The organism is Mesorhizobium sp. L-8-10 (genome assembly GCF_016756635.1).
GTDB lineage: Bacteria > Pseudomonadota > Alphaproteobacteria > Rhizobiales > Rhizobiaceae.
On record NZ_AP023263.1, the window covers coordinates 2,813,623 to 2,834,909 of the forward strand.

General features: G+C 61.4%; 17 protein-coding genes and 1 pseudogene. 11 read left to right on the forward strand and 7 right to left on the reverse strand.

Annotated features, from left to right (window positions below):
* Positions 1 to 589 precede the first annotated feature (589 nt).
* Positions 590 to 1,771 carry a Fic family protein gene (locus JN280_RS13135; protein ID WP_202312735.1) on the forward strand — a complete coding sequence of 394 codons (1,182 nt, stop codon included), beginning with the start codon at positions 590 to 592 and terminating at the stop codon, positions 1,769 to 1,771.
* Between the two features lie 503 nt (positions 1,772 to 2,274).
* Here the strand turns inward: JN280_RS13135 and JN280_RS13140 are convergent.
* Complete coding sequence (locus JN280_RS13140) at positions 2,275 to 3,201, reverse strand: LysR family transcriptional regulator (protein WP_202312736.1); 927 nt, start codon at positions 3,199 to 3,201, stop codon at positions 2,275 to 2,277.
* Between the two features lie 161 nt (positions 3,202 to 3,362).
* Between JN280_RS13140 and JN280_RS13145 the strand changes: the two genes are divergently transcribed.
* The 6 genes from JN280_RS13145 (at position 3,363) to acuI (ending at position 11,783) form a co-directional block, all read left to right on the forward strand.
* The gene (locus JN280_RS13145; RefSeq protein ID WP_202312737.1) at positions 3,363 to 5,051 is read left to right on the forward strand and encodes a GMC family oxidoreductase; all 1,689 of its coding nucleotides are present in this window, start codon (positions 3,363 to 3,365) and stop codon (positions 5,049 to 5,051) included.
* 24 nt (positions 5,052 to 5,075) lie between these two features.
* Entirely contained in the window at positions 5,076 to 7,589 is a 2,514-nt protein-coding gene (locus JN280_RS13150) for a CoA transferase (protein WP_202312738.1), read from the forward strand.
* 117 nt (positions 7,590 to 7,706) lie between these two features.
* Positions 7,707 to 8,708, forward strand: coding sequence for an ABC transporter substrate-binding protein (locus tag JN280_RS13155; protein ID WP_202312739.1), 1,002 nt, complete (start codon positions 7,707 to 7,709; stop codon positions 8,706 to 8,708).
* A gap of 88 nt (positions 8,709 to 8,796) precedes the next feature.
* Positions 8,797 to 9,684, forward strand: coding sequence for an ABC transporter permease (locus JN280_RS13160; protein ID WP_202312740.1), 888 nt, complete (start codon positions 8,797 to 8,799; stop codon positions 9,682 to 9,684).
* Positions 9,677 to 10,756 carry a quaternary amine ABC transporter ATP-binding protein gene (locus JN280_RS13165; protein ID WP_202312741.1) on the forward strand — a complete coding sequence of 360 codons (1,080 nt, stop codon included), beginning with the start codon at positions 9,677 to 9,679 and terminating at the stop codon, positions 10,754 to 10,756. Before JN280_RS13160 ends, JN280_RS13165 begins: the two co-directional genes overlap by 8 nt.
* Before the next feature lie 34 nt (positions 10,757 to 10,790).
* A complete protein-coding gene (acuI, locus tag JN280_RS13170; protein WP_202312742.1) occupies positions 10,791 to 11,783 on the forward strand; it encodes an acrylyl-CoA reductase (NADPH) in 993 nt (330 codons plus the stop codon).
* 430 nt (positions 11,784 to 12,213) lie between these two features.
* On the opposite strand, the gene JN280_RS13175 is transcribed toward acuI, so the two are convergent.
* Positions 12,214 to 13,410, reverse strand: coding sequence for an MFS transporter (locus JN280_RS13175; protein WP_202312744.1), 1,197 nt, complete (start codon positions 13,408 to 13,410; stop codon positions 12,214 to 12,216).
* Positions 13,411 to 13,570: 160 nt separating this feature from the next.
* Positions 13,571 to 14,428: a class I SAM-dependent methyltransferase gene (locus JN280_RS13180; RefSeq protein ID WP_202312746.1), complete on the reverse strand. Its 858-nt coding sequence runs from the start codon at positions 14,426 to 14,428 to the stop codon at positions 13,571 to 13,573.
* A gap of 155 nt (positions 14,429 to 14,583) precedes the next feature.
* Here JN280_RS13180 and JN280_RS13185 point away from each other — a divergent pair, with 155 nt between their 5' ends.
* Positions 14,584 to 15,180 carry a TetR/AcrR family transcriptional regulator gene (locus JN280_RS13185; RefSeq protein ID WP_202312747.1) on the forward strand — a complete coding sequence of 199 codons (597 nt, stop codon included), beginning with the start codon at positions 14,584 to 14,586 and terminating at the stop codon, positions 15,178 to 15,180.
* A 181-nt stretch (positions 15,181 to 15,361) separates the two neighbouring features.
* Here the strand turns inward: JN280_RS13185 and JN280_RS39410 are convergent.
* The 3 genes and pseudogenes from JN280_RS39410 to JN280_RS13195 all read right to left on the reverse strand — a co-directional run.
* Positions 15,362 to 15,604, reverse strand: a pseudogene (locus JN280_RS39410) (aldo/keto reductase); the annotation flags it as partial.
* Positions 15,605 to 15,730: 126 nt separating this feature from the next.
* Positions 15,731 to 16,738: a dipeptidase gene (locus JN280_RS13190; RefSeq protein ID WP_202312748.1), complete on the reverse strand. Its 1,008-nt coding sequence runs from the start codon at positions 16,736 to 16,738 to the stop codon at positions 15,731 to 15,733.
* 26 nt (positions 16,739 to 16,764) lie between these two features.
* Positions 16,765 to 17,928: a pyridoxal phosphate-dependent aminotransferase gene (locus tag JN280_RS13195; RefSeq protein ID WP_244743277.1), complete on the reverse strand. Its 1,164-nt coding sequence runs from the start codon at positions 17,926 to 17,928 to the stop codon at positions 16,765 to 16,767.
* An 87-nt stretch (positions 17,929 to 18,015) separates the two neighbouring features.
* On the opposite strand from JN280_RS13195, the gene JN280_RS13200 reads away from it, so the two are divergent.
* Together JN280_RS13200 and cml are read left to right on the forward strand one after the other, a co-directional pair.
* Entirely contained in the window at positions 18,016 to 18,687 is a 672-nt protein-coding gene (locus JN280_RS13200) for a GntR family transcriptional regulator (RefSeq protein ID WP_202312749.1), read from the forward strand.
* Between the two features lie 442 nt (positions 18,688 to 19,129).
* Positions 19,130 to 20,320, forward strand: a complete 1,191-nt coding sequence (gene cml / locus JN280_RS13205) for a CmlA/FloR family chloramphenicol efflux MFS transporter (protein ID WP_202312750.1) — start codon at positions 19,130 to 19,132, stop codon at positions 20,318 to 20,320.
* Positions 20,321 to 20,334: 14 nt separating this feature from the next.
* On the opposite strand, the gene JN280_RS13210 is transcribed toward cml, so the two are convergent.
* Positions 20,335 to 20,562, reverse strand: a complete 228-nt coding sequence (locus tag JN280_RS13210; RefSeq protein WP_202312751.1) for a hypothetical protein — start codon at positions 20,560 to 20,562, stop codon at positions 20,335 to 20,337.
* A 265-nt stretch (positions 20,563 to 20,827) separates the two neighbouring features.
* Here JN280_RS13210 and tnpA point away from each other — a divergent pair, with 265 nt between their 5' ends.
* The gene (gene tnpA / locus JN280_RS13215) at positions 20,828 to 21,256 is read left to right on the forward strand and encodes an IS200/IS605 family transposase (protein WP_202308953.1); all 429 of its coding nucleotides are present in this window, start codon (positions 20,828 to 20,830) and stop codon (positions 21,254 to 21,256) included.
* The last annotated feature ends 31 nt before the right edge of the window (positions 21,257 to 21,287 follow it).

The following is a 21,287-nucleotide window of genomic DNA, read 5'->3' on the forward strand; positions in this document are numbered from 1 at the left end:
TGTCGCGTTGCCATGGCAGGAAACCGTAGCCCGCCTCGTTCAAGCGAATGAAGGTCTGTCGGACCTTGGCGGAAGGGCGATTGGTTGGGCTTTACGATTGCATCCAGAGCCGGTTCAATCACCGCCCCCGCTCCCCGAAGAGCATCCCTGTCGAGGCCGCATTGAAGGGCGATCTCGTCCCAATCGTAGCCGCGCGCCCTGCGAGGCGGTGTTTGCGACTGGGCGATCAGACAGAGGAGAAATTCTTTGATCCGTGTGCTTTCCTGCGGGGGCAATGCGGGATCGACACGGAGGCGGCAGAAGTCGGAGATCTTGCGGGCAAGCAGTTTGGTATGCGGAAGGTCAGGCATGTGGGTAGGCTATGAAGATTCTGTGCGGTGATTGACGAAGGTCGCGGTCCTATCCGATTCGTTGCATCGGATGCCCAATCTCCTTGCCAATTCGCTAGCACTGCCGATCGGACGGCTTTATGCGTCTGATAGAGTAGGCCGAGAGCGACGAGCCTAATTAAGCGCGCTTACGTTAGCATCTCCGTTATTTAAGTATCGATGGGATTGTTTAAATAGCGCCACGCTGCCAAGATGGCGCTATGACCTATTCCGACGCAGATCAGCGCCTTGGCCGATATGTCGAAACGCCCGTCGCGGGCGAGATGGTGCGCGCCTTCGTTCCGCCGCCTCTGCCGCCGAAGCCGCAGATCGGCGTCCTGGCGCTTCTGGACCGGCTAAGCCTCGCCGAGCGCGCGCTCGGGCGACTGGACGGCATCACCATGCTGCTGCCGCGCCAAGAACTCTTCCTCTATATGTATGTGCGCAAGGAGGCGGTGCTCTCGTCCCAGATCGAGGGGACGCAATCCACACTGACCGATCTTTTGCGCTTCGAGAACGAGGCTCAGGCCGGGGAGCCGATCGACGACATCCGCGAAGTGTCGAACTACGTGGATGCTATGATGTACGGGCTGGAGCGGCTGGAAGAACTGCCATTGTCGTTACGCCTGATCCGCGAGATGCACGCCCGGCTGCTGCAAAGCGGACGCGGCGGCACCAAAAGCCCTGGCGAGTTTCGCCGTTCGCAGAACTGGATCGGCGGCTCGCGCCCCGGCAACGCGCTATATATACCACCGCCCGTCACCGAACTCGATGCCTGCCTCGATGCTCTGGAGCGCTTCATTCATGAAGACGGATCGCAATTGCCGGCGCTGATCAAGGCCGGGCTGCTGCATGTCCAGTTCGAGACCATCCACCCGTTCCTTGATGGCAACGGCCGCATCGGCCGCCTTCTGGTGACACTGCATCTTTGCGTCAACGGGGTGCTCCGCAAGCCGCTGCTCTACCTCAGCCTTTACCTGAAGACGCATCGTGCCGACTACTATCGGCTACTGCAGGAAGTGCGAGAGCACGGCAATTGGGAGGCTTGGCTTGATTTCTTCCTCGCCGGAGTGGCTGAGACCGCAAACCAGGCTTTCGAAGCCGCCATCCGGATTGTCGACCTCTTCAAGGAGGATCGTGAGCGGATCACGAATGAAAGCGACCGTGCAGGCTCGGCACTCCGCATCCACGACCTCTTCCAGCAGAATCCGTTCCTGACCTCCAACCAACTTGTCCAGCAGACGGGCCTGTCAGCTCCGACAGTCAATGCAGCCTTGGCCGACCTGGAGAAGATGGGCATCGTTGAAGAGATTACGGGACGCAAGCGGGGTAGGGTGTTCGGCTACCATCGCTATCTTGCGATCCTCAGCGAGGGGACCGATCCGTTGCCTGCCGACAGCTGAAGTTTCCGTCGGATGCCCCAACTCTCGCTCGGCAGCTATCGTGTTCGCAAATGAGCCACACAGACAGAAGCACAAGGCAACGTGCGGAAGCCGTATCTGGATTGGGTTCGTACACCCTACGCTGCTGTGCGAAATAATTCTCCAAGGAGCGCTGTGTCCATCTGGAGCATCATGACTTGAAGAGGAGAGGCAGGTCGCAAGTAAAAGATGATTGCAGGCCCCCGCAACCACGCTACAGCACGCTAAACCATTCTAATCTGCGATCCTCTACGACAAGTTATCCCCTTGAATCGATAGGTTCAAATTAGGTTCGACCGCTTCTGAGCGGCAGCCGACTCTGGTGTGCCTTTCGTGCCGTCAACTGGCAGACCATATGCGCGTGAGGGGCGCGCGAGTGACAAGCGGTGGCGGCGACGTAGCGATGGTAGCCTTGCACCCAATATCGGCCGTCGAGGTGGTTGCCGCTACTGTTTGATGAGCGGGACAATGCCGCTCAGCCTCTCCTAACCCCAAACTCTCCTGATAGCATCGAGGGCGACAACGATGGCAGGATCGCCAACGCGCGCTTCTAGGTAGAGAAAGCTCAGAGTCGTCGATATCTTCACGTTATCTGCGATCACAAGCCCGTGCGCCTGTTGCTCATGCAGGGCGATCGACTCTCGGCAAAGGCTTAATCCCACGCCCGTGCGGACCATGGCGACCATAGACGTCTCCTGATCCACTTGGGCAACGACATTTTGTCGGACGCCCAGATCTGTAAACAGGCGCGCCAGCAGTCGATTGTGTACCGAGGCCTGCGGCGTGCCGATCCACGGCAGGGACGCGAGCTGTGCCCAGTCCGCACCGCGCACGAAACCGGCGAGCGATGGCGGGGCGACGACGCGATAGGTCAATTGCGCTAACTCGCGTGCGTGAAAAAGCGGTGCTGCGCCTTCTCCTGAAATCTCGACGGAAGGGTCATAGTCTCTTGGATCACCGAGGTAGAAGCCGGCATCGAGTTCGTTTCGCTTCAGCCTTTCTGGCACGTCGCCGCTCATGCCATGGCGCAGGGTGGTTTCTATGCCCGGCCCGCTTTCGATCAGTGCCTTCAGAAACGCCCCCAGCCGCGTGAACTCCGGGTCGATGATGGTGCCGATCCGCAACTTACCTCGCACGCGTGTCGCCAGATGTCCGGCCGTCTGGCCGAAATCCGTAAGCGCGGCGAGTACCTGTTCCGCCTTGGCGGCAAGCAAGGCTCCTTCCTGTGTGAGTTCCAGGCCGGTTGAAGTACGCCGGAACAAGGCGAGCCCCGTGTCGGCGGCAAGACGCTTCAGTTGCAGGGTCACAGCCGGCTGCGTGATGCGCAATTGTTCGGCGGCGCGCGTGACATTGCCTTCGCGGGCAACGGTGACGAACGCCTTCAATGTTCTCAGGTCGATCGGCTTTAGCATATTAGTTTTATTTATAATGTGTTGCTTCATTTGTCATTGGATTTTTCCTCAGAACTTCCGCTATTCCTCGAAAACAGAGGTGAAGAGGAGGTTAGGATGCCACAACAAGTCATTGATTCTTATGATTGTGCGCTGTCCCACTGCAATCGGTGGGGAAGCCGATGACGCGTCTGACTTCCCACCCGTCTGGCAATTCCTTCGATTACGTCATCGTCGGCGGTGGCTCCGCCGGCTGCCTGCTCGCCAACCGCCTTAGCCGCGATCCGGCGATGCGCGTACTGCTGCTGGAGGCTGGACGGAAGGACGACTATCCGTGGATTCACATCCCTGTCGGCTATCTCTATTGCATCGGCAATCCGCGTACCGACTGGCTGTTTAAGACAGAGCCCGATGCCGGGCTGAACGGACGTTCGCTTCGCTATCCGCGAGGCAAGACGCTCGGTGGCTGCTCCTCCATCAATGGTATGATCTACATGCGCGGCCAGGCGCGCGACTTCGATGGTTGGGCGGCTGCGACCGGGGACGATGCCTGGACCTGGCAGAACTGCGTTCCTGATTTCAAGGCGCATGAGAACCATTACCGACTGGACAACGGTGCGGATCCGAAGACCGGCGGCAACAGCCGCTTCTCCGACATGCACGGTCATGCCGGCGAATGGCGCATCGAGAAGCAGCGACTCAAATGGGAGATTCTGGAGTCCTTCGCCGAGGCCGCCCTCGAGGCGGGCATTCCACGCACCGACGATTTCAACAGTGGCGACAATGAGGGCGTCGGCTACTTCGAAGTCAACCAGCGTTCCGGCTGGCGCTGGAATACGTCGAAGGCTTTCCTTCGCCCGGTAAAGAGACGTCCGAACCTGACGATTTGGACGCAATCGCATGTCGAACGGCTGGTTCTTGAAACCGAGGGTTCCGGTCGCAAGCGTTGCGTTGGCGTTATGCTTCAGCGGCAGGGGCGGGGTGTCCAGGTCCGTGCGCGCAGGGAAGTCATTCTTTCCGCCGGTGCGATCGGCTCGCCGCAGATCCTGCAATTGTCGGGCATCGGACCGGGCGGCCTCCTGAAGCGTCATGGTGTCGAGGTCGCTCACGACCTGCCTGGCGTCGGGGAAAATCTTCAGGACCATCTACAAATCCGCGCGGTCTTCAAGGTCGGCAATGCGAAGACGTTGAACACGCTAGCCAACAGCCTTTTCGGCAAGGCGATGATCGGGCTTGAATATGTGTTGAAACGCAGCGGCCCGATGAGCATGTCGCCCTCGCAGCTCGGCGCTATTACCCGTTCGGACGACAGCCAGGCCCATGCCAATCTGGAATATCACGTTCAGCCGCTCAGTCTCGACGCCTTCGGCGAGCCGCTGCATAGCATACCCGCCTTCACCGCGAGCGTCTGCAATCTCAACCCGACCAGCGTCGGAAGCGTGCGCATTCGCTCCAACAAGGCCGCGGACGCTCCGGCGATTGCGCCGAACTATCTCAGCACGGAAGAGGATCGCCGCATCGCCGCCGAAAGCTTGCGGCAGGTGCGCAAGATCGTGTCGCAGCCGGCACTGGCGAAGTACCGACCGGAGGAATGGAAGCCTGGTCTTCAATTCCAGAGCGATGAGGAGCTGGCGCGGCTCGCGGGCGATATCGCCAACACCATCTTTCACCCCGTCGGGACGACGAAGATGGGCTGTGACGACGACCCCATGGCCGTGGTGGACAGCCGGCTCAGGGTACGGGGCATCGAAGGCCTGCGCGTTGTCGATGCGGGCATCATGCCGAAAATAACCAGTGGCAACACAAATGCACCAACCCTGATGATCGCGGAAAAAGCGGCCGGCTGGATCGTCGCCGATGCGCGCGCATAGAAAATTCTTGGGGAGATAACAGCAATGACATCGATCGCGCGTTCCGCGCTTCCGCTTTCCGGCGTCCGGGTGGTTGATTTCGGGCAATATATTGCCGGCCCGGCCGTCGCCATGATCCTCGGCGATCTCGGCGCGACTGTCGTGCATGTCGATCCGCCCGACGGTCCACTCTGGGACAATCCCGCCAATGCGATCCTCAATCGCAACAAGCTGATCGTCGCAATCGACCTCAAGACCGACGAAGGGGTGGAGCAGGCCAAGGCGCTGGTGGCCGAGGCCGATATCGTCATCGAGAATTTCCGGCCCGGTGTGCTTGCCCGGCTTGGAATCGATTTCGCGGCGTTGCGCAAGGCACGGCCGGCTTTGATTACCCTGTCGATCCCTGGCTTTGCTTCCAACGACCAACTTCGACGGGATTGGCGTGCTTTTGAGACGGTGATCGCAGCCTCCTCCGGCGTCTTCACGGATATGGGCCTCAACCGCGTCCTGATGGGAATCAATCCGTCCTTCTCGCCGCTACCGCTCTCTTCCGCCTACGGCACCATGCTTGCGGCGTCCGCGACGGTGCTGGCGCTTCAGGCGCGTGAGCGCACCGGGCACGGCGACCACATCGAGGTGCCGCTGGCAAGCGCCGTCATGGAGGGTCTTTCCTACAACTCAATCCTGATCGACGGCTATCCGCTGCGCTACCAGACCCAGCGCGAACGGGAAATCGAGCGGCGGCGCAGTGAGGGCCTGTCGATGGATATGTCCTACGACGATCTTCAGGAGTTCCTCGATCCTTTCTATCGAAGCTATATGTGTGCCGACAGGCGGATGTTTTACGTCGTTTGCCCCAGCCACAAGAACCATGCAAAGCGCTGCCTGAAAGCGCTCGGCCTTTACGATGAACTGGTGGCCGAAGGGCTGCGCGAGGAGGAAGACACCTATCTGCCGGTTTCTGAGTGGTCGTCGGATGTATCGCTCGGCGTCTATCCGCTTCCGAAATTCTGGGCCGACAAGATCGCGGCGCGCATGAAGGAGGTCTTCCTGACGAAGACGGCGGATGAATGGGAACGCATCTTCGGGGAAGGACTGTTTCCGGGCGCGCCGCAGCGCTGGCTGAAGGAGTGGATCGCCGACGATCATGCCAAGGCCGCCGGCCTGATGATCGAGGTGGACGATCCATTTCTCGGCCGCATGACGCAGCCAGGGCCGATGACATGGCTGCAGGAAAGCGCCGAAGCCACGCTGACGCCAAGTCCACGGCGCTGGGGAACGGCCAAGGACGCGCTGATGCTGCTCGCCGGTATGGAGCGCCCTCCCTTGCCGGCTCCCACGGCCGAAGCGCCCGGCGGCTGGCTGGACGGTGTCAGGGTGCTCGATCTCTGCAACGTGATCGCCGGTCCGCATTCCGTCGCCTATCTCGCCCGCTTTGGGGCGGAAGTGATCAAGATCGATCCGGCCAAGCCGCTCTACGATTGCTGGAACACGGTGATCTTCGGCATGTCGCACATGCGTGGCAAGCAGTCCGTGCTGCTGAATATCGGTTCGCCCGATGGCCGTGTTGTCTTCGAGGAACTGGTGCGCTCGGTCGACGTCGTCGTCTGGAACGCTACCGACCGTCAGGTCAAGACGATGGGACTCGATGCCGAAGGCCTTAAGGCGCTCAATCCGCGGGCGATCTTCTGCCAGCTCGATTGCTTCGGTGGCGTGCGTACCGGCCCGCGCACCGACTATCTTGGCTATGACGACCTTGTGCAGTCGGCGACCGGCATCATGTTGCGCTTCGGCGGCTCGATGGAAACGCCGGAGGAGCATGCCCATGTCGGCACCATCGATGTCATGTGCGGCTTCGGTGCGGCGCTCGGCGTTGCCGCGGCTCTCTATCAAAAATCCAGAACCGGGGTTGTTGGTCGACCGCGCACCTCGCTTTCGGCGCTGACCGGCCTCGCGCAGATACCGTTCTGCTACGACTATGCTGGGCGCGGCCCCTTCGACGAGCCGTCCGGGCGTGAAACCAAGGGGTATGATGCCCTGTCGCGGCTCTACGAAACGTCGTCCGGCGATCATCTGCTGCTGTGCGCTTCGGAAGCCGACCTGCCGCGCTTCGCCAAGGTCGAGGGTCTGAGGGGAATACCGGAGATGGCGGCATCCGATCGCGAGGCCTATCTCTCGAGGGCCTTCATGACCGCGCCCGCGGAAACCTGGCAACAGCGGCTACAGGAAGCTGATATCGGCGTATCGCTCTGCGAGAATATCGAAACGATCAGGAGCCAGAGTGCCCGCATTGCCGACGGTACGCCCGGGACCGACCGTGGCAGCTATTCCTTCTCGATTTTCCCGGACCATCCGAGCGGGCACACCATCACCCAGCTCGATCCCTTCGCCATCCGTCCGTCTGTCGGCAAGGTCACCGCTGTCGCACCAGCGGAGAAGTACGGAACATGCACGCGCGCCGTCCTCCGGTCGTTGAACTACACCGATGCCGAGATCGACCGGCTGATTGCTTCCGGCACGGTCAGCGAGACATGGAGTGCGGAGTATCTGCCGAGCTAACAGGAAACGGCGGCTTCGGGTTCTGAGGAGGATACCGGAGCCGCCCGCTGCCCGCCGAGGTACGCGATGGCGTTGGCTGGCTTGGAATTTCAACATCACACATAGGGAGGAAGTGCCATGAAAGAACTCTTTGCCTCGACATGCCTTGCAGCGGCGATGCTGACCCTCGGTAATTCGGCGCAGGCAGCGGATTGCGGCGACGTGACGATCGCGAGCATGAACTGGCAGAGCGCGGAAGTGCTCGCCAGTCTGGACAAGTTCATCCTGAACGAAGGTTACGGATGCAACGCGGAAGTCATACAGGGCGACACGGTCCCGACAATCACATCCATGACCGAGAAGGGGCAGCCTGACATCGCGCCCGAGGGATGGGTCGATCTCCTGCCTGAAGTCGTCAACGCCGGCGTTACGGATGGAAAGCTCGTCGTCGCGTCGACCGTCCTGACCGATGGTGCGGTGCAGGGCTGGTGGATGCCCAAATACCTTGCTGACGCTCATCCGGACATCAAGACGATCGATGATGTCCTCAAGCATCCGGAACTGTTCCCGGATCCCGAAGACAAATCGAAGGGTGCCATTCACAATGGCCCGCAGGGCTGGGGCGGCACGGTCGTCACCTCGCAGCTCTACAAAGCCTATGGCGGCGAGGCGGCTAACTTCACGCTGGTCGATATCGGTTCGGCGGCCGGTCTAGACGGCTCCATCGCCAAGGCCTACGAGCGCAAGGAAGGCTGGGTCGGCTACTACTGGGCACCGACCGCGCTTCTTGGCAAGTACGAGATGGTGAAGGTCGAATACGGCGTGCCTTACGACGCTACCGAGTGGAAGCGCTGCAATACGGTCGCCGATTGCCCGGACCCGAAGAAAAACGACTGGCCGAAGGATACGGTCCAGACGCTCGTCACCAAGGCGTTCTCCGAACGCGCCGGCGAGGATGTCATGGGCTACCTCAACAAGCGCGCCTGGTCGAACGATACGGTCAACAAGCTCATGGCCTGGATGACCGACAACCAGGCAAGCGGCGACGACGGCGCAAAGCACTTCCTCGAAGAGAACGAGGCCATGTGGAAGGAGTGGGTGTCGCCTGAGGCAGCCGAGAAGATCAAGGCGGCGCTCTGATCTCGTTCAAGACGTTGCTGGCGCGTATCGCGCCGGCAATGAACAGCGCGTCAAAGGATGCGCTTGCCGTTATCGAGGAGGATAGATTTTGGATTGGCTATTCAGCTTTCCGCACATGAATGATGCGTCTTTGCGCGATCTCAAGAAGGCGATCGACGAAGGGTTCCGCGGCTTCACGCGTGCCTATGGTGATGGTCTTGAAGCAATGTTCGAGCCGCTACAGCACTTCCTGATCTGGTCGGAACGCTTCATGACGAAGACGCCCTGGCCGATTATCCTCCTATTGATCGCTGCTGTCGCCTGGTTCGCCAGCCGCAATTGGAAGATCGTTGCCGGTACAGTCGCGACGCTGCTCATGATCGGCTATTTCGATATGTGGGACGATACGATGAAGACGGTTTCGATGATCTTCGTCTGCACGGTACTGTCGATTGTTGTCGGTATTCCCATCGGTATCGCAATGTCCCGGTCGAACAGGGTGCAGAACGTGATCAACCCGATCCTCGACGTCATGCAGACCATGCCGAGTTTCGTCTATCTGATCCCGGTCGTGATGCTGCTCGGCATCGGAAAGGTGCCCGGCCTCATCGCTGTCGTCATCTACGCCATCCCGCCGATGATCCGTCTCACCAATCTCGGTATCCGCCTCGTCGACAAAGACGTGCTGGAAGCGGCCGACGCCTTCGGCTCGTCGAGCTGGCAGAAACTGAAGAATGTTCAGATGCCGCTTGCCCTGCCGACCATCATGGCTGGAATCAACCAGACGATCATGATGGCGCTCGCCATGGTGGTCATCGCCTCGATGATCGGCGTGCAGGGCCTCGGCCAGCCGGTTCTGAAGGCGATCTCCAATCAGTATTTCACGCTCGGCATCTTCAACGGCCTTGCCATCGTCGGCATCGCGATCATCTTCGACCGCGTCAGCCAGGCTTTCGGCGCGCGCCTGCAAAAGCACCGGGAGGTTGTACATGGGTAACAAAAAAATCGGTGGCTCCGGCATCGAAATCAAAAAACTCTACAAAATCTTTGGCCCCAACGGTCCGGATTACGTCAAGCTCGTTGAGCAAGGTGTTACGAAGACGGAACTGAACGCAAAACATGGCCATGTCCTTGGCCTGAAAGACATCAACATCTCCATGCCTGCTGGCGGTATTCAGGTGATCATGGGCCTTTCTGGATCGGGAAAGTCCACTCTTATCCGTCACATCAATCGCCTTATTGATCCAACATCAGGTGAAGTCGTCATCGGCGGCGAGGATGTGGTCAAGATGGACGCCGTGCAGTTGCGTGAGTTCCGTCGGCATCAAACCGCCATGGTGTTCCAGAAGTTTGCGCTTCTTCCGCACCGCACTGTTCTCGAAAACGCCCTCTATGGCCTGGAGATACAAGGGGCACCTCGTAGCCGGCAGGTCGACTGCGCCATGCGATGGATCGAACGTGTCGGACTCAAGGGTTTCGAGAGCAAATATCCCAATCAGTTGTCGGGCGGCATGCAACAGCGTGTCGGTCTTGCCCGTGCGCTGGCGAACGATGCGCCGATCCTGCTGATGGACGAGGCGTTTTCCGCGCTGGACCCGCTCATTCGCGTCGACATGCAGACCGTGCTCCTCGACCTGCAGAAGGAGATCAAGAAGACGATCGTGTTCATCACCCACGATCTTGACGAGGCGCTGAGGCTCGGTGACCGCATTGCGATTTTGCGGGATGGGGAAGTCGTGCAGCAGGGCACAGGGCAGGACATCGTGATGAACCCGGCCGACGATTACATCGCCAGCTTCGTTCGGGAAGTGAACCGCGCCCGCGTCATCAATGTCGAGACAGTCGCCACCGCGCTGAATGCTTCGTCCCGTGAGCTGAAGATTTCGGTGCCAACTGGTGCGAAGTTGGAGGATGCGGCAAGGGCGATGACTTCGGCTGGGGAAAACGAGATTGCCGTTGTCGACGCCGCCGGTCAGGCCATAGGTGTCTTGACGCTCCCTCAGGCGGTTAACGCCATGGTCAATTCGCAAGTGGCCTGCTCAACGCCCGACGCGAAGAAAGTCGCGTAGGCAAAACAGGGAAATCCAAGAATGGGAGTCTCAGATGTTTGACGCCGTCCTTATCGAAAAGTCCGACAGCGGGCAGGTCGCAGGTCTTTCTGCAATTGATACCCCGCAACTGCCCCAGGGCGACGTGCTGGTGGAGGTCGCGTGGTCGACCCTGAACTACAAGGACGCTCTCGCGATCACCGGCGCGTCGCCGGTGGTGCGCAGTTTTCCGATGGTGCCTGGGATCGATTTTGCGGGCGTCATCGCCGAAAGTTCCCATTCCGCCTTTGAACTGGGCGATTGGGTCGTGCTGAACGGCTGGGGTGTTGGCGAACGGCATTGGGGTGGACTGGCGGCAAGGGCGCGCGTGAGTGGAGACTGGCTGGTGCCTTTACCAGAAGGGGTCAGCCTCCGGAACGCCATGGCGATAGGGACCGCTGGCTACACGGCAATGCTGTGTGTCATGGCGCTGGAACGCAACGGTGTGATGCCGGACGGCGGAGAGGTGGTGGTAACCGGCGCGGCCGGTGGTGTCGGCAGTATTGCAACCATGCTTTTGGCCGCGCGTGGCTACAGTGTTGCTGCCGTTACCGGACGGATGGCCGAGGCGGATTATCTCACCGGCCTTGGCGCCACGACCATCATAGACCGGGCTGAGTTCACGCAGGTCGGTCGACCTTTGTCGAAGGAGCGTTGGGCGGGAGCGATTGACGTGGCAGGGGGAGTGGTGCTCGCCAATGTGCTGGCTTCGATGCGCTATCGCGGTGTCGTCGCCGCATGCGGACTGGTTGGCGGGATGGAGCTGCCCACCACGGTCGCGCCCTTCATCTTGCGCGCTGTGACGCTGATCGGGATCGACAGCGTCATGTGTCCAAAGCCCGAGAGGCTGATCGCCTGGCAACGACTCGCGCAGGAACTCGACATGGCAAGACTTGACGCTATGACAACGGAAGTCCAGCTCGCCGATGTTATCGCAATGGCACCGCGATTCCTTGAGGGCAAGGTGCGCGGTCGCATTTTAGTGCCGGTCAATCCGCAGCTTGGTTGAGAACCATAGGCAAAGTCAATTCCGAAAAGCGATGAATTGCTCTAAGGGCCAGCGCGTCGGCCGCGATAGAACGGCACCGAGAGGCAGCCGAAAGGGACAAAGTCACGGGACATCTAAATGGTAGTAATTTCCACGTTCGGTCCCAAAGCGGCCACTCCTTCTGGAAGGCATTTACGCTACGCCGCCGTGCGAAATAGTCCACTGCGGTTACCGGCGGGGAGAAATTTCAGTATATCATTAGATGTTTGGGGTGGGCGCAAGTAATGATTAAATCCTGCCCCCGCAACCACTCCACAGCACGCCACAGCCGCGGAAACCACGATCCTGTACGAAGCGTTGCGATGAAGATTCGATATGTTCAAATCACATGCTGACTCGAGAATACAGCTTCGAAACTTCTGGCCGGCCACAGGTGGTGAAGGGCCTTTGATCAGCGTTCCTCAGGTGGTTTAAGTTGCCGGAACTGCAGCAACAGCAGAAGGTCGTAGGCGATCTTCAGCGTGGCGCAGATGACGAGGGGCCACGATCGATATGAGGCGGCAAAGAGGGCCCCCGCCAGAGCGGGGCTGGCCGCTGCGGCCAGACTGCGTGGCACGGATGTGAAGCTCGCGGCCGCAGCCCGCTCCGCCTCCGTGACAACGGCCATCACATAGGACGAGCGTGTCGGCACATCCATCTGCGAGAGCGCCGCCCGGATCAGCAGCAGGGCGAGTGCCAGGGGCAAGTTGGGCGCGAATGCCGCCAGTAGAAGGGCAATGCTCGATGGAATGTGGGTGAACACCATGGTGTTGATGAGGCCGATGTGCCGTGACAGCCATGCGGCGACAGGAAACGAGAACGCCGACAGCACGCCCGACCAGAAGAAGAACACCCCGGCTTGCGCGAGCGACAGATTGAAACGCTCGAACAGCCACAGGGCGAGCAGCGACTGGACGACGAAGCCGCCGGCGAAGGCGTCGAGGCTGAAGAGTGCCGCCAGCCTCAAGACGATGGCGCGCGAGGGACCGAGGGCGACTGCGTTGGCGGCTTCGGAACCGACCATACGCATCGGTATGCGAGCATAAAGATGGCCACCGGCGATGCCCAAGAACGCGTATAGCACGAACATAAGCTTGATCGCGGTCAGGCGTCCGAGCCCTATGGTGCTTGTTAGATCGGGCAGGGCCGCCGCGAGCGCGCCGGCGGCACCGGCGAACGCTCCGATGAGGCTGTAGCGCGCAAACATCCTCGTTCGCTCCGCATCGGTGACTTCGCGGGCGAGCGCGGCGTGTTCCAGCGGCACGAAGACACTAACGCTGCCGGCCGATGGATTGATTGTGCCGGCAAATGCGATCACCAGCAGCAGCAAGTAATCGTGGACCAGGGAGACGGCGACGCCCGTGGCAGTCATCAGGCTCGCGCCGGCCAGAAGCAACCAGCGGAGATCGTAGCGCGCGCCGAGAAACCCTACCGCAATCGTCAACAGCGCAGAGCCAAGGAGAGATACTGTCGCGATGATGCCGACTTGCAGCGGGGAAAATCCGAGAGTGAGCAAATAGACCGGCAACAGGATGGCCACGAAGCCATCGCCGAAGTCACGCAAAGCGCGGGCTGCGAAGAGATATGTGGCGGGATGGCCGCTTTGCACTGGCTCTCACTTCCTTCTCGCCAGCGTCTTCCTTTGCCCGGCGCTGTCAAGCGCTTCAGGGGCCGACCTGCAGCACCGATCGGATCGGGAACGCCCTTCCGGTTTTCAAGCTGACCCTCTTTCTGTCCGTTCTTTGCTATCTCAAACTCGGGATCGCGCCTCACCTCGGCTGCGCGACCAGGTAACGGAGCCGCTTGGCTCCGACGTCACCTTGCTCGACGATCTTGAAGCCGTGCTGGCCAAGATCGGCCGCGACCTTGTCCAGGTCGACGTGGCCGTGTCGGTGGAGGCGGAAAATGCGTTTCTGGCGCGGTGGCTTTGCAAAATCGACGATCAGCATGCGGCCGCCCGGCTTCAGAACCCGGAACGCTTCCCTGCCGAATTCCGCGCGGCCTGTCTTCGGCAGATGATGCAACATCAGGGTACTGAGGACGACGTCGAATTCCCCGTCCTCGTAAGGCAGTTGCTGGGCGGTCGCGTTCGTGAAGCTGACCGAGAGCCCAGCTCGACGGGATTTTGCCGTGGCGCGCGCGACCATTTCGGCTGACGCATCGACCCCGTCCACGCGTCCCGCCGGTCCAACCCTCTGCTTGGCGAGCAGCGCCGCGGTGCCTGTGCCGCAGCCGACATCGAGGACTGCTTCTCCTGGCTTCAGCCTTGCGAAACTCAGCATCTTTTCGCGGAAAGCGCGCTCGCGACCGTAGGTGAGAATCCAGGCCAGAGTGTCATAGAGGGCGGCGGAGTGGAGCAGGATGCCAATATGCGGTGTCTTCGCCGCTCCGGGGATCGATTTTTCGGTTGCGACGGCCAGTGAACCGTGGGCACGGGGCCAAATCACCAAGATGGCGATGGCGGCGAGTGCGCCGACATGAAGCACCAGAACAGGAATTCCCAGGGAGAAGATCGCATTTGCCTGGCCCAGCAGGGCAAGTGCCGTGATTACCAGAACCAATTTGAGAACGACGACCGTCCACAGCGGACGCCTTCCGTGAAATTTCTCGAAAGGGCCTTGGTGCATTGCATTGTCTCCCGTTGGCCAGTCCCGCTTCGAACTGTCAGCAGCAGCATAAGATACTGGACGGCGTGTCCAGTATCCATTTTACTGGCCGTTTCGCACCACGGTGCCCAGTACTGGACAGGCTGGTGTCTTGTGACCAAAAAAGGACCCCGTCAGTGACCGCCGGCTCGATCGATCGTCGTGTCGCCAGGACCCGCAGCCGCCTGCAACAGGCACTGCTTAAACTGGCTGCCGAGAAGGGATACGGAGCGGTCACCGTCGAGGATATCTGCAGGGAGGCCGATGTCGGACGCTCGACCTTCTACACGCATTATCCCGACAAGGAGTGCCTGAGAAGGGCAACGATCGACGAGCATATGACGAGCCTGCAGGCGCGCGGCGCCACGCGTGATTCGATGCAAAACACCGAGGGCTTCTCCTTCAGTGGCCCGGCTTTTGCGCATGCGCATGCAACGCGGGAGATGCATCGGGGTCTGATGGGCGGGACAAAGCGCGAAATACCGAAAGAGATCCGCGACTGGATCAGCGCGCAAATACGCCGCGAACTGGTCGGTATCGCAGACGGTGGCAAAGATGGAGTGAGGCTTGAGATCGCCACGCGCTTCGTTACCGGGGCGTTCTTCGAGGTCATGCATTGGTGGCTTGACGGAGATACCAGGTTCCCTCCGCAAGAGGTCGATCGGGTGTTCCAGAATTTGGCCTTCGATGGGGTACGTACGGCGCTCGCCCCACCCGATGACGCCGGCCGTTAAACGGCAATAGGTCGCAAGCGCCCATCGAAATGAACGGAAGAGTGCACACACATTCGCGAAAAAGCCTGGCGCGGGAGGAGGGGTGCTCGTCAAGTCATCAGAGGCGAAACCGAGACTATCAAGCACCGCAACTGTTCAGGTCAGCGCCGATGTTCTCGGCGCTGGAACGAGGAAGCGTTCAGCGGAAGTCGTCGGCGGCCGAAATCTTCCGGGTTCTGGATCTTGCCCATCAGGAAGCCGCGGCCGAGCGGGCTGAACGGCGCAAAACCGATGCCGAGTTCACGGCGGTGTCGAGGCTTTCGCCTTCGGGATCGCGGGTCCAGAGCGAATATTCGCTCCGGAGAGCGGAAATCGGATGGACGGGGTGGGCGCGGCGGATGATGTCAGTTCCCGCTCCGGAAAGGCCAAGCCCCAGCACCTTGCCAGACGACGCAACCGCAGACCCGTGTCGCCTCTTCGGTAGTGCAGGTGCTCGCGGGCATCGCCAGGATCTCGATCGCGAGAGCCGCGGTGCGGGCCGCCTCTGCGACGCGAGCGGTGCTTTTGCCGCTCATGACGCGAGCCCTGCGGGCATGGCCAACCGAAGGTAGTTCTCGCCAAGGATTCCGCGGATCTCGGCCTGCGAAAAACCCGTCCGTTCCAATTCGCCAACCAGCTCACCCAGTTGATCGGGTTCGAAGAAACTCCAGGGCGGGGTCGGATAGCCGCGCGGCCAGCGCGCCTTCTGGCTGTGGTAGAAGCCGTAGTCGCTGCCTTCCAGATACATGAAATCGAATCCGAGACCGAGACGATCGGCCCCGGCGATCCCGGCGATGTGGGCCAGATGACGTGCGATCTCGGGCAGGATTGCCCACCCCTTGACCCCGAGGAAGAAGCCGACGCCGTTCACGCCGATATACCCCCCGACTTCGGCCATGGCGCGGATCTGTGCATCGGTGATGTTGCGCTCGTGCTCGTAGATCGCCCGGGCGTTGGAATGCGAAAAGATCGGCGGGCGGGACAGGTCCAGCTCCAGCACGTCCCAGGTCGTCCGCTCGCCGCAATGGGTGAGGTCGACCCGCATCCCCACCCTGTCCATCCGCCGCACCAGCTCGGCGCCGCGGGCGCTCAGCCCCGCGTTGCGCGGCTCGTGGCAGCCATCGGCGAAGATGTTCGCCTCGTTATAGGCCAGGATGGCGCGGTCGATCCCGGCGGTGAAGAAGGCATCGACCAGATCCAGCCCGCGCGAGAAGGGCGTTGCCGACTGGAAATGGAACGACGCCGAGATCTGCCCCACGGCGTGGCAAGCCCGGATGGCCTCGGCCGATCGCGCAAGAGGAATGTCCGCAGCGCGCAAAAGGCGCGAAAGCTCGCCAAGGTTTGCCAGCGCGTCCTGCTCGTTCTCCTGTCCGCTGGCGATGGTCAGCGAGACATGGGCAAAACCCGCTGCACGATAGCGCGCGATCTGTTGCGCGAAATCGGCGCCCGCCGGCAGGAAGGGCCGCGACCAGGGCCAGAGCCCGTCGATGACGGGCTGCCCGGCAAGCCAGGGGAAGCGCTCGTCAAGGGTTTTGCTCATATGAGGTTTTCCCTTCATTCCTGCGCCTACAGAGACCAGGACTGTCGGATGCGTTCGCGCAGACCCTCCAGCCGCGCGACCGGCTCATTGGCGAAGACAAAGCGCAGATAGCGCCCGGCGCAATCCTCCTGTCCCCAGCCGATCATCGGCGTGGCGGCGATCGCGCCATGGCGGAACAGCCGCTCTGCGGCCAAATCGGGCCGCATCCCCAGTGCCACCGTGTCGATCAGCAGCGACCAACCCCCATCGGGGACGACAACCGGAAGGTCACGCATCTCTTTCACGATGATGTCGCGACGGGTTTTCCACTCGGCCGTCGCCGCCGCAACCCCGTCATCCTCGGCGATCAGTGCGGCGGCGGCCCCAGGCATGGCGATGCCGACTTGACACACGACGTTGGTGAGACTGACCAAACCGATGTCGTTCATAATCCGCTTCGGTCCGACGATCCAGCCGACCCGCCAGCCGATCATCCGGTATTCCTTGGACACTGCCCCCACGGTGATCACTCGTTCGGACATGCCGTCGAATGAGGCAGGGTGCAGCACCGGATCGTCGGTGAACAGGATGCGCTCCATCGCCGCGTCGTGCAGGATCCAGGCGTCGGCGCGCTCGGCGGCTTCGGTTATGGCCTGCCATTCCGCCCGTGTATGGACGATCCCGCTCGGCATTGAGGGACTCATCGTCAGGATGACTTTTGTCCTGGGTGAGACCGCATCGCGCAGCGCATCGAGATCGAGCCGCCAGCGATCGTGGGTCACAACCAACCGCACCAGACGCGGCACGCCCCCGGACAGGCGGATCCGGTTCAGCAGCCCCGCATAGGCGGGATCGGTGATAACCACCTCGTCCCCGGGTTCGATCAGGGCCAGCAACGTGTTCAGCACGCCCGACAGCCCGCCGGCCGAAACGATGCATTGCGCATCGGGGTCGTAGTCCACCCCCGTCGTTCGCGACACGCGTTCGGCTGCCGCGCCGCGCAACGCGTGGATACCAAGAAACGGCAGGTAGCTGTTGGCATCATCGCGGCCGACTGCCTCCAGCGTGGCCTCGATGGCCGCCCTCGGCGGAGCGATGTCGGTATCGAGGTTCTCCAGCCGCAGCATCTCGGGCCGGCCATCCGCATCCGCGGCATTGCCCATCTTGTCCACGCCGATCCCTGGGATCGCGGCAAGGCGGGATGCTGTCATCTTATTCTCCATATTGGATCCAAATAGTTAAAACAGATAACAATCCTTATCATTGCCCGTCAACACTCCATTTGCTAATGACGCGCCATGACCACGAAACCGCTCCAGCGCGGCGACCGCGCCCAGCATGTCGTCAATCAGATTCGTGAGGCGATCATCACCGGTGCGCTGGCTCCGGGGAGCGCGCTGCGCCAGGAGGAACTGGCCGCGAACTATGCTTCCAGTCGCATGCCGATCCGGGAGGCGTTGCGCACGCTGAGCGCCGAAGGTCTCGTGCAGCTCATTCCAAACCGAGGTGCCATCGTCGCGCCGATCGATATCGAGGAATTGCGCGAGAATTTCGAGATGCGCGAAGCCGCCGAAGTTCTGGCGATCCGGCTCGCGGTGCCGCATCTGTCGAATGCGCAGATCGATCAGGCAGCGTCCATCCAGAAGCAGATCGACACCGCTCCGATCCAGGACTTCGGGCCCTTGAACAAAGCATTTCACTGCACACTCTACGCACCGGCCGGCCGGCCGCGTCTGATCGCTCATATCGGCAGCCTGCACGACATCGCCGACCGCTACCTGCGCTTCACCCTGCTGCACCTCGATTACATTGATCGCTCGTCGAGCGAGCACGAAGCCATCCTCGACGCCTGCTACCGACGCGATATCGAGGTGGCGATGCGTCTGACATCGACCCATATTCTCGAAGCCGGCAGGACGCTGGAGAGCTACTTGCGCGAGCACCTGGGGACACGGCTCCGGTCCTCCTGATCGTAGCCCCGCGTCAGAGCTCCAGGGGGCATGAAAGCTCCATGGTCGAGGTGTGATCCAGGGAGAGCCGAAATCCCTCCTGCGGCCTCCATGCGCGGGAGCATGGCAAGGTCCCGGGACGGGACGCCCCGGTCGTAGTGCATCTTCGACAAGGCAGCGGTCGTGTCACGGGCTGCTGGCAGGGACGCACCGCGTGTAGTCCGACATGTGCGCTGTCACTGATGGTTGCAGTGGCACCTCCACGCTGATAGACGGGGCGTCTCGCGCTTCAAGAAAGCGCCATTGGACTACGGGGCAGCGCCATGGAGCCTGGCAAGTCAGCAGACCGGTAGGCCGCAACAACATCCGATCGTTGTTGCGGCGCTCTGTCCGGTCAGGTCCCATTTCCCCAGGGGAAGGCAGATCGCCGCCAAATGCCACCCATTTGAGCGGATGCCTTACCATGTCTTACACAAAGTCCACGACGTGGACCCTCTCCTTGCCGTCGGCGCTCCTGCTGATGGCGCCCTTCGACATCCTGGCCTCGCTGGCCATGGACATCTATCTCCCGGTCGTACCGGCCATGCCTGGTATTCTTGGGACCACGGCTTCGACAGTCCAACTGACATTGAGCCTCTATATGGTGATGCTCGGCCTTGGGCAGATCCTGTTCGGGCCTTTGTCGGACCGTATCGGCCGCAGGCCGGTGCTGATCGGCGGGGCGGCTCTCTTCCTCGTCACCTCCCTCGCGCTCGCCGCCACCTCGTCGGTATCGGTCTTCGTCGTCCTGCGCCTGCTGCAGGCGGCGGGTGCGTCGGCCGCGCTCGTCGCGACATTCGCGACGGTTCGTGACGTCTATGCCGAGCGTCCGGAAGGGGCCGTCATCTACGGTCTCTTCGGCTCGATGCTGGCTTTCGTGCCGGCGCTCGGTCCGATCGCGGGCGCGCTGATCGCCGAGCATCTCGGCTGGCGCGCCATCTTCGCCACGCTCGGCCTGCTCGCGACCGCCGCGCTGGCGCACGCCCTGCCGAGGTGGAAGGAGACGCGATCCGCCGCCGGGCCCGTTGTTGCGCCGACGTTCGGAACGATCCTGCTCAGCCTCGACTTCTGGACCTACACGCTGGGCTTCAGCGCCGCCATGGGCGCCTTCTTCGTGTTCTTCTCGACGGCTCCGCGCGTGCTGATCGGGCGGGCGGGTTTTTCCGAGGTCGGGTTCAGCGTGGTCTTCGCGACCGCCGCATTGGTCATGATCCTCACCACGCGCTTCACCAAGCGGTTCGTGTCGCGCTGGGGGATTGCTGGTTGCGTTGCGCGGGGAATGGCGATGCTGGTGGTCGGCGCCGCCCTGCTCGCAGCGGGACAGTTGCTGTGGCAGCCGTCCTTCTCAACCTTCGTGCTGCCGATGTGGCTGATCGCGGTCGGCATCGTCTTCACCTCGTCGGTCGCCGCCAACGGTGCATTGCACGCGTTCGGCGATGCCGCGGGCACGGCGGTGGCTCTCTATTTCTGTGTCGAGAGCCTCATCGTCGGCGCCGTCGGCACAGTGTTCGTTGTTGCCCTCGGCGGCGATACGGCCTGGCCGCTGGCTGGCTATTGTGCCTTCATGGCGCTGGTCACGCTCGCAGCCCTCGGCATCCCACGGAGACGAACCTGAGCGAGATGACGGCTTCAGCGCCCGACGAGATCGAGCAGGCGGTTCCACTGCATGCCGAGATTGAGGATCGGCGCCCGGAAGCGGTGGAGTGGGAAAGGACTGATCGGGGTCGCCGGGATCTCCGTCCTTTCCGGCGAGTCCGCGAGCCTGGCCGCAAGCCAGGCGCCAAGCCGGTGCGACAGCGCGACACCCCGGCCGTGGTAACCCGCCAGAACTAGCCGGCAATAGCACTTACAAGCCATCCACCGCCGCCAACCACACCGATCCGCATTGGACTGCTCATGTGTGGCTCCTTCTCGTTCCATTACGATTGCCGGGTGCACCGATAGCGTGTCGCGTGAAGCGGATTCACGCGACACGCTGTCGGTTCTTGATTTGAAGCATGTCCTTGTCCCGAAACCGGTGCCCACTTTGAGGAGACATGCTTTAGAGTCCCCGATAGGGGATCAGGAAACCCCACGCCTTTAGGCGGCTGGGATCGCGACGCTTCCCGTGTAGATTGGTTTTATGGAAGCGTACAAGCGTGGCAGCCACACAGCCTGGGACTGCAAATATCATGTGGTTTGGGTGACGAAGTACCGCTACGCGGTGCTTGGCGGCGACGTGGGTAACCGCTGCCGAGAATTGCTACGAGAGACAGCACGGGCCCACGAGATGGTCGTTCACGCCGGGTCGATCAACCGCGACCATGTGCATATGCTGCTGTCGATCCCGCCGAGCCTGTCGGTGTCGCGCGCCGTGCAGCACCTGAAAGGGCGCAGTTCGCACAAGCTGCTGAGCGAATTCGGGATATTGCGCAAGCGCTACTGGGGCCAGCATCTGTGGGCGAGAGGCTATTGGGTTACCACGAGTGGCAACGTAACGGACGAGATGTGGATGGAGTATATCAAGAACCAAGCGCCACCCGAGCCTGATGACAACTTCAACGTGACGTGAGTGAGCGCCTCGTCCGCCGCCGGCGGACCGA